The following is a 15,503-nucleotide window of genomic DNA, read 5'->3' on the forward strand; positions in this document are numbered from 1 at the left end:
CAATGTATGTAATTGAGCAACTGTTAAAAGGCGGTGATTAATATGGACGTATTAGTAGAAAAATTCGAGAGACAAGTCAGCAACTACGGTGGTTTTGAGTACATTTATAAGGTTCGTAAAGTACCTGGAGGAATAGTAATTAAATCCTTCCACGTACCTTATAGTTACGATCCCGAAGAAATACTCGAATTCGATGATGAAGTAAGAAAAGAAATCGAGAAATATTTAATAAAGCACGATTATAAAGCAATCCAAAACTATTAAAAGGACGGTAATCCTATATGACAATCCAAAAATTAAACGAGTTATTTGACAAAGGTTACGAAATTAAATCGAAATTCGGTACAACGATCGCTACTCAACTAAAGCAAGGAATGGATGAGGAAATATCTAAAATAAGAACAGATAAACATCTTACTGTTCACGGTAAAAAGGCTAAAATTGAAGAATTAAAACGAGAAGTTGCTCGCGAAGTATTCGACGTTGTAGCGAAAGAAAAGGTCACATATGCGAAGGTTGCTGCAGAGGCTACGGCACTCGCTAAAAAGATGAAAACAGACACTATTAAACCTCCATCTAATGCGGTAGACGTTAAATTGTTTGAACAAGAACTCGCTGCCTTGCAGACGTCTATCATGCTCAATACAAACGCAGATACAGCTATTAAAGCAATTGACGCTTTCCAATCGAAATATGGTGATGAACCTTACTATGCTTCTGAACTTCAAAAAACGTTCCCAACGTTTATCCAGGCAGTAACTACTATCGATGACAGTCCGAAACATAAACAAGCACTAACACGCATTTATTCTCGCGTCGAGGAAAAGGCTACTACGCCAGAAGTGGAGAAGGCTGACAATATCCTATCGTACTTTAGCGATGGTGAGAACATTAAATTGTTCCGCGAAGGTTCGCCTCAGCATGACACTGTTAAAACGTATATTGGTGCTATCGCAAACCACATTAACGAGCCGGAAAAAGCCATTGGTATTCTCGACGGCACAGTACAAACTTTTGCAGGCATGGCGGGGACAAATGTAATTGAATAACGAATAAAACCGGATTTCTAAAATTTCAATTATAATTTATTTACAATAAAAACGTTAATTAAATTCTGATATTTGTAAAATAGAAATTAAGCATAACCTGTAGAACTATAAGCTCAATTTTTCCAGGCATTTTTGCAATTTGTAAAACCATATTAAAGATAATTATAGAAGAAGGAGATGATAATAATGAAAGAAAAAGAAGAATTTGCAGGAGCGTTCCACTATAAGGATGAAATTTATGAATGTGGCGAAGGGTGCAATATAAATTTTAATTATATATGGTGTGAATATCAGGGTCGCTTCCATACTCCATTCAAAATTCAGTATCATATAAAGGCGTATTATGCAGAAGAAACTACACACGCACCGAATCGTAATTTCGAAAAAAGAGAACATATTATTAATTCTGGATGGAAAGATACTCCTCAACAGTGTCGCGAAGATTTTGAAAAAAGTAGTGGAATTAAACTTGGTAGGTTTGTAAAAGAAGATACTATAGGTTTTCTACCGCCAAATACTGCAGTTCAAGCTGAGTTCGAACAGACTAACTCAACAGATATTCAATATTAGAAAACAAGTAGTGGTTATATTTAAACAACCCAAAGTGAACGAATAGTATATTAAGGTACTCAAGGCATGACGTTTTTATCGACGTTGTGCCTTTTTATATGCAAAAAAACGCAAAGGGGTTATGAAAAATGAATAACGCAGATAGAGAAATAGAGATCTTAACTAATGCCACATTACTAGCAGGCGCTATATTAAACGCAGAGGTAAGTAAGCGTGAGGCGATGCTGCCAAAGTTAAAAGTGCTTGAAAACGAAGCAAAAGCGACTCAACTAGATGTACACAAAAATTTAAAAAGGTTAGTAATTATGACGGTGAATGCGGCGATTAGATATTGTTCTAGTGGAAAACAATCAGACGCAAAACTAACTCGTAGGAACGGAAATGAAGTAGCCAAAGAATTAGGACGTTTAAAAAGACTTGCACACCGTAAAGGGTGTGATTAGTTTATGGCCGTAAATTTAACCGCAATATTTCGAGTTCGTGATCAAGGAACTTCGCGACTACGACGCATCACTCAAATGATGGACAGGATGAATCGGACAAGCAGAGCGACAGGTGAATCAGTAAGCCGATCACAAACAGCGGTAAATAGGTTTGGTAGCGCTGTATCTTCGACATCCAATCGTATGAACGGCTTCTCCGCAAGTATCAGCCGAATTCACGTAGGTTCTAACGGATTAAGCGCCTCTTTTGGAGGATTACAAAGCACACTGATAGGTCTAGCAAGTGCGTATTTAGGTGCCCAGGGTGCTGCAAAGGCATTCAACTCTACCATTCTTGCTGCAGCCAATTACGAAATGAGTTCAGTCACAATAGGAGCACTTTTTGATGATGCTGCAAAAACAAAAAAATATATGCAGTCAGTTGAAAAAATGGCACTTGATAGCCCTATTTTAAATTCTACTGAAATGTACAGCTCCTCCAAAGGTCTAATTGCAATGACAAAAGATCTTGATACCCTGGCAAAGACATGGTCTATTATCGAACGTTTACAACTACTGGACCCGGCACAAGGCACAGAAGGTGCTAGTTTTGCCATGAAGGAAATGTTTGGAGGAGATGCAATATCGTTATCCTCGCGATTCGAATTGCCGAAAGGTGAATTAAACAGAATTAAAAAGTTGGACCCTGCAGGACAAGTTGTCGAGCTTGATAAAATGCTTGTTAAAATGGGATACACACAAAAAGCAGTAAATAAGATGTCTGAAACTACTCTTTCACAATGGAGTCAAATAACTGAAAAGGCACAGGTGTTTGGACGTAAGGTCGGTGAGGCGGGGAATACCAAACTCGGAGACGCCCTTCGAAATATAAATAAGTATTTAGAAAAATTAGATGTAGATGTGATTGCTAAAAGGCTAGGCGACAAATTAGGAGAACTGACAGATAAAGCAATCGCATTCGGCAAATTCGTCTGGAAATGGCGAGAACCAATCGCCTACATTGCCGGAGCACTTACGGTAGCAATGGGAGCATTTGCAATCGTAGGAATCATCGCAGCACTAGTAAATCCAGTAGCGTTAATCGCCGCAGGGATAGCCGCAGCAGCAGTCGGGCTTAAAGCGCTTTATGACAATAGCGAAATATTCCGCGGTGCTATCGACGGCATAGTCGGCAAGGTTAAAACACTAATGTCCGCATTCAAGACAGGCGGAACTGGCGGCTTAATTAACGCACTATTCCCGCCAGATATTGCTGCGAAAGTTAATTCGGCAGTAGACGGAATCAAGACGAAGATTTCCGGATTAATGTCCGCATTCAAAGAAGGCGGATTTAGAGGCGTACTTGAAACGTTAATATCACCCGAAGCCATTGACGCTATAATGACGCGCTTTGCTACTGTGAAAGAGCAGATTACAAGCGTCTTTTCTAATATCGTTGGCTACGTAGTGCCTATTATTCAATCCGTTTGGACCGCAGCTCAGCCGATACTTGGCGCTTTGGGCAACGCATTAAAAATCGTAGCCGACATTGCGATGCTGGCTTGGAATAATATCCTTGCACCGGCGATCACATTCGTTATGAAAGCATTCACGATGCTATGGGCGGTCGTAGGTCCTGTGTTAGAGCTATTTGGCGCTGTTATTGGGGCAACTTTCGCAGTATTACGACTAGCCTGGGACACAATCATCGGACCATTCGTAGCATTTCTGGCAGGCGCATTTACGCAAGCGTTCGGAGCAGCTACGGAAATCGTAAAAGCACTGACTCCAGCATTCAAAACGGTAGGTGGCTGGATTAGTACAGCGGCAGGCTACTTAAAGACTTTCGCAGACCTTATCGGAAAGATTAAAGTGCCGGACTGGATCGGTAAAATCGGTTCGGGTGCCGTTAGCTGGGCGAAGAAGCTGATACCAGGCGGGGGCAACAGTAAACCGGACGGCTCGCACTATCACGGTTTAGACAACGTTAGGTATGACGGGTACAGAGCCGTTTTACACAAGGGTGAGGCTGTGCTTAATCGCCAGGATGCCGAGGCTTATCGTAACGGCCAAGCTGGTGGAGGTTCTAGTATGCCTGCGATTAACATTGCGAAGATGGAAGTTCGTAAGGAATCGGACATTCAAGACATTGCATTTAGATTAGCGAAATTATTGGAAGAGGCTAAATTTCAAAGAGGTCATTAATATGAATAAACAACGGGCGGGCATCGGCTTTTGTAGGTTGTTTGCCTTTTCTAATAAAACGGAAAGTAGGGATTAGATGGTTTATAGAACTGACGCACAATTGACGGAAGAACTGGCAGCACTTGATTCACTACTAGGTGATGAATACGTACCTTTTCCGCCTACTAGCGATTACTTTGCATACGAGGTATATATACGATATGCAAGTGAAGCGAAACAATTTCTTTTAGGTTGCGCTGGCATTCTCGCTAAGACAGGAAGCTATTTTAACGTAGACGAGACACCTAAACTGCGCGAGTGGATAGACGCATTTGAGGTAGCCGGGACTTGTAACGACGTAATACTAGGATGCACATGCGTCATGACTGCGTATCATTTAAAGCAAGCGATTCAAGGCGGTACAGGGTCCGCTATTGCGAGTTCGGCTTCGATTCTATCAATCGTAAAAGAAACATATCGTCCTCATGAAGATGAAATGGAGCGTCTCGATTACGATGGTGACTATGACGCATATTTAACGCAAAAAATGGAGGAATATAAACAATGGCTAAACTAACACTAGACGGATTAAAAGCTAAACTAACGACGAATCAATTAAGAGCGGCGGAATTACTACTAGAAAAAGAATACGCTCCAAAAGGAGAGAAAAAAACTTACGCAGAAATTGCAGAAGAACTCGGAATTGATACGAGTACACTTTATCATTGGCGCCAAAATGTTGACTTCGTGCACTATTTAGCAGCAGTCAGCGATACAAAGTTAGACAGCGCTAGAGCCGCAGCAGATGCGCAGCTTATGCGCTTAGTACATGGTACTTCCAACAATGGTAACGCTTCGATTAAGGCGCTAGAGTTGTACTACAAGTTAATCGGTAAGTTGACGGAGAAACGAGAAATTGTACAGAGTTCGCAAGAGACGCAAGTACATGACGTTGATGCGATTAGGGCGGAAATTGAGCGACTACGTGGTACAGTATAAATAAATGACGCAATATTAACGGACATGCCTTCGGATGTGTCCGTCTTTTTTTATGTCTGCAATATCACGAATAATCACGAAATCATCGGGCACACAGGGCTGGCGCGCGAGGGTGTCTGAAATCTCCACGGTTCGATATGACGCAGTTTCGACGCATTATAGCATTATAACGTTATGCAAGAGACAGGCAGTCGGGAACCTTGCGAATGTATGCTTTTTATGAAAAGGATACATATAAAACGTTGATATATAGACGTTTGATAATTGCGCATCTAACGAATGTATGCTATTTTAGATATAACGATAAAAAGGATACATTAAAAAGGGGCGTAATTATGGCTAATCATAACGAGAAAAAAGGCATGTTAATCGATGTGCAGCCGTTAAAATCGAAAGAAGAAATACGTGAGATGTTAGAAGCTTTAGGTATGTCGAAGGAATTTGGTCTACGCAATCAGCTACTGTTCAAGCTCGGCATTTCTACCGGATTACGATCCGGAGACTTAGTTGCGCTTAGAGTCGAACAAGTAAAGGGAAAGTCATCGTTTAAGATACGGGAAGGCAAGACGAAGAAGGAGCGCACTGTACACCTCGATCAGCTAATGGTTGATATTGCAGACTACATCGACACTTTGCCTCCAGGAACAACGTACTTATTCCCATCACGTAAAGGCGACGCACATATTAGTACGACGCAAGCTTACCGCATTATTACTGATGCTGGGGATAAAATCGGCAATCATTCTGTCGGTTCTCACACAATGCGTAAGACTTTCGGATACACTTATTACAATGCAACTAACGACATAGCAACGCTGATGGAAATCTTTAATCATAGTTCACAAAAGACAACGCTTCGTTATATAGGTATGACTGACGAACGAATCAAACAAAGTATTAAAAACGTTTCATTCTTTTAATAACACGATCAACAGCGATTCAAGTCGTTTGTTGGTCGTTCTTTTTTTTGCCCCCAAAGCCTATTTGCTGCAATCCGCCTTTCTGCCGATTGTTACTTCTAGATAGTATTTTTAATTTCCCAAGGTAAAAATTTAAATCGAGTTTCTTCCTATATAAAGACCTTTTAACGCAAAATCAACGCAAATAGAATTATGGGTATACTTTAAACAAAGTGACGCACTTCTAACGCAGTCATATCAAGGGTTTGAGTGGAATTTAGGGGTTGCAATTTATTTGCTAGATATGTATAGTTTGATTCAGCGCAAAAATAATATTTACCGGTAATAGAACAAAGGAGTTAAATTGAAGATGGATGTAAAAGAAATGTCCTTGTTTTCGGGTTATTCTATTTCTAGGATATACGAACATTTACAAGAAATTAGACTTTTTGACGAGGGGTTTGCGTTGGGGAACGATGGTGTCACTATATTTTCTATAGATGAATCCGCAGCTTATATGAAAATGCTACGTACTATTGAGGCGACAGGAAGAGTTAAAAGAGGGATAGTTGCCTTATTCAAGGCGTTAGGAAAATATGAGTATTTAAATCGTAAGTAAGTAGTTTACAATTGCAGAGTGTTAGCGTAATATTATCGGTAAATACAAGTCGAGAAAAACTGCGAAGGCTGCCGATAGAATATACGGTAAACTTACGTGGTATAACTGTTTTAGACATTAAATTACCGTTTTTACTCCCAACAAATAGCGAATTTATCGCCATGATCGCAGACAAAATTCGTATTGATATGATGGCTAGCTAGTACCGATATATATCATTAACATATACAGCAATTATACTTCGCATAGTATAGCGCCTTTTTAAATCTATAGTTTAAAGGGGCGCTTTTTTTGTTACTTGAACAAATACTGTGGAAATTTCTGTGGCTGACCTTTAACATTGAAATCGTTAAAAGAACGTCAAATCAGCTAAAAAACACGATATATACATGTATAGTGGATTTAACGTCATATTCTAAAGATGAAGAGTAAAATCATTTGAGACCTTTCTACAAACTTATAGTAGGTGATTACAATAAAAAGTATAAATTTTCAATTAGAGGGAATGAATTCGCTCGAAATCACACAGATAACAGAAGAGCTATTTGAGGTGCGTTTAGCATTCGATGGTAAAATAAGTATGCAATATATGAATCGACAGCAATTGATACAACTAGGTTCTACTTTCCGAATTGAAAGGAATATCAATACGCTGTTAGTTAAAAAGACCTATTCAGACCTATAGTTTTGTGGGAAGCACCCGTGGATACCTGTACTTGGAAGATGATATATTCAAAATAGCCTGATGGAATTACTTTGAATTTATCGGTAATTTTAATAAAAAAACTCAAAAACAAACAATTTATTAGTACTAAATATCTATAATCTTTTAGGGTAAATAAAATATTGTCTTATATTTTAATGATTAAGTGGTACTATTTTCTTTCTCGGTAGTGACAATGGTCTCTAAACAAATGTAAGTGGATTGTATATACTTACATATAGAGGGAAGGAGGAGGTAGCTTGATTCTAGTTCGAAATGAAAACTTCGAAATTTCTGAGGAAAATGGCAAGGTATTTATGCTTACTTTTAGCGCAGGTTTCCCATTAAAAGAATTTGATAGCATCCTACGTAGTCATCCACGACTGAAATTATCTAATTTTTCAATTTTAAAAAATGTGTTATCAACCCAGAATACCAATCCTGTTGAAATTGGACGCTGGCTTCCGAACATTGAAGCAGAAGTGGCACGTGATAAGATGTCAGCCTCTGTTTTTATATATGAAACGCATGATTATATTCAAAATAATAAAGAAAAATTAACACAACAAATCCGAGAAACACTCAATGAAAATGGAATTATACATGGCATATTAGATTTTGATATATTGAAGGCTGAACCAGGAAAAGCATTCTTAATTGCTCAAGGTGAGCAACCTATAGCAGGAATAGATGCACAAATTACATACTTACCTAAACCCGAGAGAAAGCCAGTCATTCGTGAAGACGGTAAAGCGGATTACTATGATATGAATTTTATTTCGGAAATTTCAGAAGGCTCTTGGCTAGGTGAAAAAATTCCTGCTACATTAGGTAAACCAGGGAAAAATGTGCTAGGTCAAGAAGTTGCTGCTGTACCTGGACGAGATTATCCTATTAAATATGATACAAAATCTGCCTATGAAGTGGAAGAAGACGGAAAAATCGTCATTCGCTCGAAAATTGCTGGCGTTTTAGATGATGTCAAAGGCATGATTGGTGTAAACAGGCACCTTCCTATAAATGGTGATGTAGGAGTAGAAACAGGTAACCTTGAATTTAATGGTTCACTTAGTATTAAAGGTACAGTAACAAATGGCTATACAGTTATTGCGACTGGCGATATTTCCATTGAAGGGGCTGAGGGTGTAAGCGGTGCCAAGCTTATTAAATCCATTGAGGGTGATGTATATATTCGTGGGGGCATCTTTGGTCTTGGTTCAACAGTGGTAGAAGCAGGTGGCAATATATTTGTTAAACATGTAAATGAAGCAAATTTATTTGCAGCTAATAGTATTCATATTGGTTTTTACGCACTAGGTTCACAACTTTCTGCTCATTCAATATATGTGGATGAACGAAAAGGTAAAATTATTGGGGGACGTGCAGTAGCTAAAAATACGATTGTTACGGCCATTTCAGGAAACCGATTAGAGCGTCGAACAGATTTAATAATAGAAAGTATTAATAAGCAGGAAAATAACACCGTGATGCAGGAAAAAGCAGCACAGCTAAAACAATTGCAAACAGAGATTTCCGCACACGAGAATAGCATGAAAAATTTATTACCTTTTCTCAATCAAATGTCCAAAGAACAATCAGCGTCATTTGAGGTAACAAAACAAGCCTTAACTAAATTAAAGGCTGAAGCGATTACATTAGATCGTGAAATAAAACTATTAATGGATGAAATGCGTCATGTAGGGAAAGAAGAGATTATTGTGACAAAAGAGGCGCACCCTGGAACTTATATTCAAATTGGTAGAAAATCATCTTTATTAAGCAAAATGACGAATGGTAAATTCCTACTAGAATTTGGTGAGTTAAATGTCTAAGGCAGCTTTTATCCCTGTTTTTGCACATCGAGGTGCTTCTGCTTATGCATTAGAGAATACCTTTCAAGCTTTTGAAAAGGCATTAGAGCTAGGTGCTGATGGGATTGAACTAGATATTCAATTCTCAAAAGATGGATTACCTGTAGTGTATCATGATCCACAATTATCGAGGTTAGTAGGCACCAATAAATTGGTGAGCGATTGTACGATGGAGGAGCTTCTGCGCTTTAAACTTGGCAAGCCTTGGAGACGTCTATTTTCGTCCTATAAAATGCCAGCGTTTGAGGCAGTTTTAGCATGGGCAAATATACAGCAGATGCCGTTGAATATTGAATTAAAATCAACGATCTTGGACAATAAGAGTGGGCTAATTCATTTTCTTGGAGGCTTGGCTCTGCCAAAAGGTAGTCATTTTTCATCCTTTCACTATGAGCTTTTAGAGATCGTAAAAAAGCATAGACCTGAATTTGAAACGGCCCTTATTGCAACGAAAAAAATAAAATGGGATCTTCTAGCTGATTATAAAGCGGCTGATAGTGTGCATATGCATAAAAGGTATTACAAACCAAGATATTTGGAGGCCTGTGTTACAAGTGAAAAAGCATGTCGTTTTTATGCTATTGATGGCACGGAACCATTTTTAACTAATCCGCACCCTTCTGTTATTGGTTGGATTACGGATTATCCTGATAAAGTTATCACATCTCAGCAGCGGGTATAAAAAGAGCTATCCAGTAAGTCTTGCATGACTTATTTGGATAGCTTTTTTTATTTTTTTTGGAAGCGTGGTGCTACTTTTCCGTTTTTTCGATCGCGATGCAGTAAAAATCCAGCGAAAAACCCAAAGCCTATGACGAAGAAAATGACACCAACTACAAATTGCAACCATAAAAATGGGAATGGTGAAATAAGCTTACCAAATAATGTATCACGCATAAATTTAATGCCACCTGCAGCCATAAGACCTGGAATAAGCATTACAATAAATGCAGCTAAACGGGCCATGTATACCCCTCCTTATTCCTATGATTAATTTTACCTGTGGATGGGGGAATGTCAAGGAAGGGTATAAACCAATATAATATTTTTAGCTAAAAACGTGACAGGACAGAAAGTAGCGATTGTAACTGAATGTTTAGAAAATTCTTACTTAAATAAGAATATGTAATAATAGTTGCGAAATTGTGAATTTGTCAGTATTGTAAAAATAAGTGGAGCAATATTATCCATTACTAAACAATTTCTTCTTTAAGTATTAGGGTCTAAACACCTACTACCGAATAGGAGCTCAGAATTTGCTGAGTGAGGACGCTATGAAGATTAGATTGTTAGATAAAACTTGATTGGATGGGCATTTGGGGATGCACTTTCCAAAGCAAAGGGGCGAGTTTCATGGAAATCTTCAAGTATATGGAAAAGTATGATTACGAACAATTGGTATTTTGCCAAGATGAAGCATCAGGGTTAAAAGCGGTTATCGCTATCCATGATACAACACTTGGACCAGCACTAGGTGGAGCACGTATGTGGACGTATGCGTCGGAAGAAAATGCAATTGAAGATGCATTACGTTTAGCACGAGGAATGACTTACAAAAATGCTGCAGCTGGTTTAAACCTTGGCGGTGGAAAAACGGTCATTATTGGTGACCCATTTAAAGATAAAAACGAAGAGATGTTCCGTGCGTTAGGTCGTTTCATTCAAGGATTAAATGGCCGCTATATTACAGCTGAAGATGTAGGTACAACGGTATCAGATATGGATTTAATCCATGAAGAAACAAATTATGTAACAGGAATTTCTCCTGCATTCGGTTCTTCAGGTAACCCATCTCCAGTAACAGCTTATGGTGTTTACCGTGGTATGAAGGCAGCTGCAAAAGAAGCATTCGGTTCAGACTCACTAGAAGGATTAAAAGTTTCTGTACAGGGTCTAGGAAATGTAGCCTACAAGCTTTGCGAGTATTTACATAATGAAGGGGCAAAACTTGTTGTAACAGATATCAATCAGGCAGCTATTGATCGAGTTGTTAATGACTTCGACGCGATTGCAGTGGCACCAGATGAAATCTATGCGCAAGAAGTAGATATCTTCTCACCTTGTGCATTAGGGGCAATTTTAAATGATGAAACAATTCCGCAATTAAAAGCGAAAGTGATTGCTGGATCTGCAAATAACCAATTAAAAGATTCACGTCATGGAGACTACCTACATGAATTAGGTATCGTCTATGCACCAGATTATGTAATCAATGCTGGTGGCGTTATTAACGTTGCGGATGAATTATATGGCTATAATCGTGAACGTGCAATGAAACGCGTTGATGGCATTTATGATAGTATTGAAAAAATCTTTGCTATTTCAAAACGAGATGGCATTCCAACATATGTGGCAGCGAACCGCTTAGCTGAGGAACGTATCGCTCGCGTAGCAAAATCGCGCAGCCAATTTTTAAAAAATGAAAAAAATATTTTACACGGTCGCTAATTTAGACAGTTGATACATGAAGAGAAGTCGCATTGTCGACTTCTTCTATTTTCAACAAGAAATTAGGGCTTTAATGAAGTAAAGCTAAAGTTTTTCTAAAGCACTGACTGTTAAAAAAATCACTTGGTTATTGTTTAATAGAATCCTTTAGCACTTTTCTCAATAGGGGGAATAAACATGGCTCAAAATTATGATGTTGTCATTTTAGGTGGAGGTACAGGTGGATATGTTGCAGCCATCCGAGCTGCTCAGCTAGGCTTAAAAACAGCCATTGTAGAGCGTGAGCGTTTAGGAGGTACATGCTTGCATAAAGGCTGTATTCCAAGTAAAGCGTTACTCCGAAGTGCCGAAGTATATCGTATGGCTAATAAAACAGCTAGCGAATATGGTGTCGATATTGAAGGTGTAACATTACAATTTGACAAAGTTCAAGCTAGGAAACAAGCAATCGTTGAGCAATTAAGCCAGGGTGTGAATACACTGATGAAAAAAGGCAAAATAGATGTTTATCATGGTACAGGGCGAATTTTGGGTCCATCTATTTTCTCACCTATGCCTGGTACAATATCTGTAGAAATGTCCAATGGCGATGAAAATGAAATGCTTGTGCCTACGAATGTTGTCATTGCAACGGGCTCAAAGCCTCGTGGTATGGCAGGGTTAACGATAGATGGGCAATATGTGCTGAATTCAGACCACGCATTACAGTTAGAAAGTTTACCAAAGTCACTCCTAATCGTTGGTGGTGGTGTTATTGGAATTGAGTGGGCATCTATGCTATGCGATTTTGGTGTATATGTAACAGTAGTAGAATATGGTCCATCCATTTTACCAGCTGAAGATGCGGACATCGTTAAAGAAGTGACGAAACAACTTGAGAAACGAGGCGTTCGTATTGTTACGAATGCTCGCTTAGATACAAATACATTCAAAATTGAAAATGATAACGTTTTCATTTCTGCGCAAGTGAATGAAAAAGAAGAAGTTTTTGAGGCTGATAAACTATTACTTTGTGTAGGACGTGAGGCGAATACGCAAGGTATTGGTCTAGAAAATACAGAGATTGAAGTGGAAAATGGCTTTATTAAAGTGAATGGTTCCTATCAAACGAAAGAGTCTCATATGTATGCCATAGGAGATGTGATTGGTGGCTTACAATTAGCGCATGTTGCTTCTCATGAAGGGCTTTCAGCTATTGAGCATATAGCAACAGGGAAAACCGAGACATTGGATGCACTAAAAGTACCGAAATGTGTTTATTCCTATCCAGAAGTTGCTAGCATTGGATTAACAGAAAGTGCTGCTAAAGAACAAGGATTTTCATTAAAGATTGGTAAATTCCCGTTTAAGGCTATTGGTAAAGCATTAGTAAATGGAGAGACAGAAGGCTTTGTCAAAATTATTGCTGATGAAGAAACAGATGATATTTTGGGTATTCATATGGTAGGGCCTCATGTAACAGATTTAATTGGTGAAGCATCCTTAGCAAAAGTGTTAGATGCAACACCATGGGAAATTAGTCAGGCAATTCATCCACATCCATCCTTAAATGAGGTGTTAGTGGAATCTGCTCTAGCAGTGGATGATCGCGCTATCCATTTTTAATTTTCTGAATTTCATAACTAACATATCCAAATGTGGGGATATAGGATAAGATAGTTATTTCTCTATAATACGAAAGGGGTGTTCGTATGCAAGATGTTCAAATCAAACATGAAGATTTAGGTTTGTCAAATGAAGATGTACTTGCTATGTTCGAAACAATGTTAATGGCCAGAAGACTGGATGAGCGTATGTGGTTGTTAAACCGTTCTGGTAAAATTCCGTTTGTAATTTCCTGTCAAGGTCAAGAGGCGGCACAGGTTGGAGCAGCCTTTGCACTGGATAAAAGTAAGGATTATATTGCACCTTATTATCGTGATATGGGTGTTGTTTTACATTTTGGTATGACACCAAGAGAACTGATGTTATCTGCGTTTGCTAAAGCAGAAGATCCAAACTCTGGGGGTCGTCAAATGCCAGGCCACTTTGGTCAAAAGAAAAATCGTATTTTAACAGGTTCATCTCCTGTTACGACTCAAGTTCCTCACGCAGTGGGCGTTGCACTTGCAGGACGTCTACAAAATGAAGATTTTGTTTCTTTCGTTACGCTTGGTGAAGGTTCATCCAACCAAGGAGACTTCCATGAAGGAGCGAACTTTGCAGGTGTGCATAAGCTACCAGTCATTATTATGGTAGAAAACAATCAATATGCGATTTCTGTGCCAGTAGAGCGTCAACTAGGCTGTGCAAAAGTATCTGATCGTGGGATTGGCTATGGAATGCCAGGAGTGACCGTGGATGGGAAAAATCCGTTACAAGTGTATAAAGTGGTGAAAGAGGCTGCAGATCGTGCACGTAATGGGGAAGGTCCAAGCTTAATCGAAACAGTAACTTATCGTTTAACAGCCCATTCTTCAGATGATGATGACCGTCAATACCGTACGGCTGAAGATATTGCAGAAGGCAAAGCGAAGGATCCAATTGTATTATTTGAAAAGTATTTAATGGATACTGGCGTGATGACTGACGCGATACGTACTGAAATCGAAGAGCGTGTTATGGCAGAAGTAAATGAAGCAACTGATTATGCTGAAGCGGCTCCATATGCACAACCAGAGCATGCACTTAAATATGTTTATGCACCAGTGGACGGAGGTGACATGTAATGGCAGTAATGTCTTATATTGATGCGATTACATTAGCAATGAAAGAAGAGATGGAACGTGACGAACGAGTTTTCATTTTAGGAGAGGACGTTGGTCGTAAAGGTGGTGTATTCAAAGCCACTACTGGGCTATACGATCAATTTGGTGAATACCGCGTGCTTGATACACCGCTTGCAGAAAGTGCAATAGCTGGTGTGGGTATCGGTGCTGCGATGTACGGTATGCGTCCGATTGCTGAAATGCAATTTGCTGATTTTATTATGCCAGCTGTCAATCAAATCGTCTCAGAGGCAGCCAAAATTCGTTACCGTTCTAATAATGACTGGACTTGTCCAATGGTCATCCGCGCACCTTTTGGCGGAGGTATTCACGGGGCACTTTATCATTCACAATCCGTTGAAGCACTTTTTGCTGGTACACCTGGTTTGAAAATTGTCATTCCATCAACACCGTATGATGCAAAAGGCTTATTGAAAGCTGCTATTCGTGATGAAGATCCAGTATTATTTTTCGAACATAAACGTGCCTATCGTTTAATTAAAGGGGAAGTACCACTAGATGATTACACATTGCCAATTGGTAAAGCAGATGTAAAACGTGAAGGAGATGACGTGACAGTCATTACCTATGGTTTAGCAGTCCACTTTGCTTTACAAGCGGCAGAACGCCTAGCTGCGGATGGTATTTCCGCTCATATCCTTGACTTGCGTACAGTTTACCCTCTGGATAAAGAAGCGATTATTGAGGCTGCAAGTAAGACAGGTAAAGTATTGCTTGTCACAGAGGATAATAAAGAGGGTAGTATCATGAGTGAGGTTGCTGCAATTATTGCAGAACATTGTTTATTTGAGCTTGATGCACCAATTCAACGTCTAGCGGGACCTGATGTGCCAGCCATGCCATATGCACCAACGATGGAGAAATATTTTATGATTAATCCTGATAAAGTGGAACGTGCTATGCGAGAACTTGCTGCGTTCTAATAGATTACAACAAGGCTGAATGAAAAAATAAAAGCCTCAGACGGAACA

The 15,503-nt window shown here is 39.2% G+C and carries 18 protein-coding genes; 17 read left to right on the forward strand and 1 reads right to left on the reverse strand.

The genetic code is table 11. The features are described from left to right. Positions 1-42: 42 nt before the first annotated feature. The 13 genes from ACMGGO_RS07960 (at position 43) to ACMGGO_RS08020 (ending at position 9,998) form a co-directional block, all read left to right on the forward strand. Complete coding sequence (locus ACMGGO_RS07960; RefSeq protein ID WP_330493224.1) at positions 43-264, forward strand: hypothetical protein; 222 nt, start codon at positions 43-45, stop codon at positions 262-264. A 17-nt stretch (positions 265-281) separates the two neighbouring features. Continuing rightward, positions 282-1,049 carry a hypothetical protein gene (locus tag ACMGGO_RS07965; RefSeq protein WP_420281764.1) on the forward strand — a complete coding sequence of 256 codons (768 nt, stop codon included), beginning with the start codon at positions 282-284 and terminating at the stop codon, positions 1,047-1,049. Between the two features lie 186 nt (positions 1,050-1,235). After that, positions 1,236-1,619 carry a hypothetical protein gene (locus ACMGGO_RS07970; protein WP_420281765.1) on the forward strand — a complete coding sequence of 128 codons (384 nt, stop codon included), beginning with the start codon at positions 1,236-1,238 and terminating at the stop codon, positions 1,617-1,619. A gap of 128 nt (positions 1,620-1,747) precedes the next feature. Then, a complete protein-coding gene (locus tag ACMGGO_RS07975) occupies positions 1,748-2,062 on the forward strand; it encodes a hypothetical protein (RefSeq protein WP_420281766.1) in 315 nt (104 codons plus the stop codon). Positions 2,063-2,065: 3 nt separating this feature from the next. After that, the gene (locus ACMGGO_RS07980; RefSeq protein WP_420281767.1) at positions 2,066-4,246 is read left to right on the forward strand and encodes a phage tail protein; all 2,181 of its coding nucleotides are present in this window, start codon (positions 2,066-2,068) and stop codon (positions 4,244-4,246) included. 76 nt (positions 4,247-4,322) lie between these two features. Further along, on the forward strand, positions 4,323-4,802 hold the full coding sequence (locus ACMGGO_RS07985; RefSeq protein WP_420281768.1) for a hypothetical protein: 480 nt from the start codon (positions 4,323-4,325) through the stop codon (positions 4,800-4,802). Beyond that, on the forward strand, positions 4,790-5,224 hold the full coding sequence (locus ACMGGO_RS07990) for a phBC6A51 family helix-turn-helix protein (protein ID WP_420281769.1): 435 nt from the start codon (positions 4,790-4,792) through the stop codon (positions 5,222-5,224). The genes ACMGGO_RS07985 and ACMGGO_RS07990 overlap by 13 nt, the downstream gene beginning before the upstream one ends. 335 nt (positions 5,225-5,559) lie before the next feature. Next, positions 5,560-6,144, forward strand: a complete 585-nt coding sequence (locus ACMGGO_RS07995; RefSeq protein WP_420282319.1) for a tyrosine-type recombinase/integrase — start codon at positions 5,560-5,562, stop codon at positions 6,142-6,144. 349 nt (positions 6,145-6,493) lie between these two features. Next, positions 6,494-6,742 (forward strand): hypothetical protein, encoded by a 249-nt coding sequence (locus tag ACMGGO_RS08000; protein ID WP_420281770.1) that lies wholly within the window; start codon positions 6,494-6,496, stop codon positions 6,740-6,742. An 11-nt stretch (positions 6,743-6,753) separates the two neighbouring features. After that, positions 6,754-6,945 (forward strand): hypothetical protein, encoded by a 192-nt coding sequence (locus tag ACMGGO_RS08005; protein WP_420281771.1) that lies wholly within the window; start codon positions 6,754-6,756, stop codon positions 6,943-6,945. 302 nt (positions 6,946-7,247) lie between these two features. After that, positions 7,248-7,427, forward strand: a complete 180-nt coding sequence (locus ACMGGO_RS08010) for a hypothetical protein (protein WP_259950887.1) — start codon at positions 7,248-7,250, stop codon at positions 7,425-7,427. A 278-nt stretch (positions 7,428-7,705) separates the two neighbouring features. Next, complete coding sequence (locus tag ACMGGO_RS08015) at positions 7,706-9,277, forward strand: DUF342 domain-containing protein (RefSeq protein WP_048392301.1); 1,572 nt, start codon at positions 7,706-7,708, stop codon at positions 9,275-9,277. Beyond that, entirely contained in the window at positions 9,270-9,998 is a 729-nt protein-coding gene (locus ACMGGO_RS08020) for a glycerophosphodiester phosphodiesterase (protein WP_048392302.1), read from the forward strand. The genes ACMGGO_RS08015 and ACMGGO_RS08020 overlap by 8 nt, the downstream gene beginning before the upstream one ends. A 47-nt stretch (positions 9,999-10,045) precedes the next feature. On the opposite strand, the gene ACMGGO_RS08025 is transcribed toward ACMGGO_RS08020, so the two are convergent. Next, positions 10,046-10,282 (reverse strand): DUF2627 domain-containing protein, encoded by a 237-nt coding sequence (locus tag ACMGGO_RS08025; protein ID WP_004231186.1) that lies wholly within the window; start codon positions 10,280-10,282, stop codon positions 10,046-10,048. 387 nt (positions 10,283-10,669) lie between these two features. Between ACMGGO_RS08025 and ACMGGO_RS08030 the strand changes: the two genes are divergently transcribed. The 4 genes from ACMGGO_RS08030 (at position 10,670) to ACMGGO_RS08045 (ending at position 15,455) form a co-directional block, all read left to right on the forward strand. Then, complete coding sequence (locus ACMGGO_RS08030) at positions 10,670-11,764, forward strand: Leu/Phe/Val dehydrogenase (protein ID WP_048392303.1); 1,095 nt, start codon at positions 10,670-10,672, stop codon at positions 11,762-11,764. 177 nt (positions 11,765-11,941) lie between these two features. Beyond that, positions 11,942-13,369 (forward strand): dihydrolipoyl dehydrogenase, encoded by a 1,428-nt coding sequence (lpdA, locus tag ACMGGO_RS08035; protein ID WP_054549169.1) that lies wholly within the window; start codon positions 11,942-11,944, stop codon positions 13,367-13,369. An 86-nt stretch (positions 13,370-13,455) separates the two neighbouring features. Beyond that, entirely contained in the window at positions 13,456-14,472 is a 1,017-nt protein-coding gene (locus ACMGGO_RS08040) for a thiamine pyrophosphate-dependent dehydrogenase E1 component subunit alpha (protein ID WP_048392305.1), read from the forward strand. After that, positions 14,472-15,455 carry an alpha-ketoacid dehydrogenase subunit beta gene (locus tag ACMGGO_RS08045; protein WP_016993882.1) on the forward strand — a complete coding sequence of 328 codons (984 nt, stop codon included), beginning with the start codon at positions 14,472-14,474 and terminating at the stop codon, positions 15,453-15,455. Before ACMGGO_RS08040 ends, ACMGGO_RS08045 begins: the two co-directional genes overlap by 1 nt. Positions 15,456-15,503 lie beyond the last annotated feature (48 nt).

The organism is Lysinibacillus sp. BNK-21 (assembly GCF_048684915.1).
Lineage (GTDB): Bacteria > Bacillota > Bacilli > Bacillales_A > Planococcaceae > Lysinibacillus > Lysinibacillus capsici.

What these genes read in the sequence shown, in the direction of transcription:
- ACMGGO_RS07985 (WP_420281768.1), top strand. Translation starts at nt 4,323, where the DNA reads ATGGTTTATAGAACTGACGCACAATTGACGGAAGAACTGGCAGCACTT.
- ACMGGO_RS07970 (WP_420281765.1), top strand. Translation starts at nt 1,236, where the DNA reads ATGAAAGAAAAAGAAGAATTTGCAGGAGCGTTCCACTATAAGGATGAA.
- ACMGGO_RS08045 (WP_016993882.1), top strand. Translation starts at nt 14,472, where the DNA reads ATGGCAGTAATGTCTTATATTGATGCGATTACATTAGCAATGAAAGAA.
- ACMGGO_RS07975 (WP_420281766.1), top strand. Translation starts at nt 1,748, where the DNA reads ATGAATAACGCAGATAGAGAAATAGAGATCTTAACTAATGCCACATTA.
- ACMGGO_RS08030 (WP_048392303.1), top strand. Translation starts at nt 10,670, where the DNA reads ATGGAAATCTTCAAGTATATGGAAAAGTATGATTACGAACAATTGGTA.
- ACMGGO_RS08040 (WP_048392305.1), top strand. Translation starts at nt 13,456, where the DNA reads ATGCAAGATGTTCAAATCAAACATGAAGATTTAGGTTTGTCAAATGAA.
- ACMGGO_RS07960 (WP_330493224.1), top strand. Translation starts at nt 43, where the DNA reads ATGGACGTATTAGTAGAAAAATTCGAGAGACAAGTCAGCAACTACGGT.
- ACMGGO_RS08020 (WP_048392302.1), top strand. Translation starts at nt 9,270, where the DNA reads ATGTCTAAGGCAGCTTTTATCCCTGTTTTTGCACATCGAGGTGCTTCT.
- ACMGGO_RS07990 (WP_420281769.1), top strand. Translation starts at nt 4,790, where the DNA reads ATGGCTAAACTAACACTAGACGGATTAAAAGCTAAACTAACGACGAAT.
- ACMGGO_RS08025 (WP_004231186.1), bottom strand. Translation starts at nt 10,282, where the DNA reads ATGGCCCGTTTAGCTGCATTTATTGTAATGCTTATTCCAGGTCTTATG.
- ACMGGO_RS07995 (WP_420282319.1), top strand. Translation starts at nt 5,560, where the DNA reads ATGGCTAATCATAACGAGAAAAAAGGCATGTTAATCGATGTGCAGCCG.
- lpdA (WP_054549169.1), top strand. Translation starts at nt 11,942, where the DNA reads ATGGCTCAAAATTATGATGTTGTCATTTTAGGTGGAGGTACAGGTGGA.
- ACMGGO_RS08010 (WP_259950887.1), top strand. Translation starts at nt 7,248, where the DNA reads ATGAATTCGCTCGAAATCACACAGATAACAGAAGAGCTATTTGAGGTG.
- ACMGGO_RS07980 (WP_420281767.1), top strand. Translation starts at nt 2,066, where the DNA reads ATGGCCGTAAATTTAACCGCAATATTTCGAGTTCGTGATCAAGGAACT.
- ACMGGO_RS08000 (WP_420281770.1), top strand. Translation starts at nt 6,494, where the DNA reads ATGGATGTAAAAGAAATGTCCTTGTTTTCGGGTTATTCTATTTCTAGG.
- ACMGGO_RS07965 (WP_420281764.1), top strand. Translation starts at nt 282, where the DNA reads ATGACAATCCAAAAATTAAACGAGTTATTTGACAAAGGTTACGAAATT.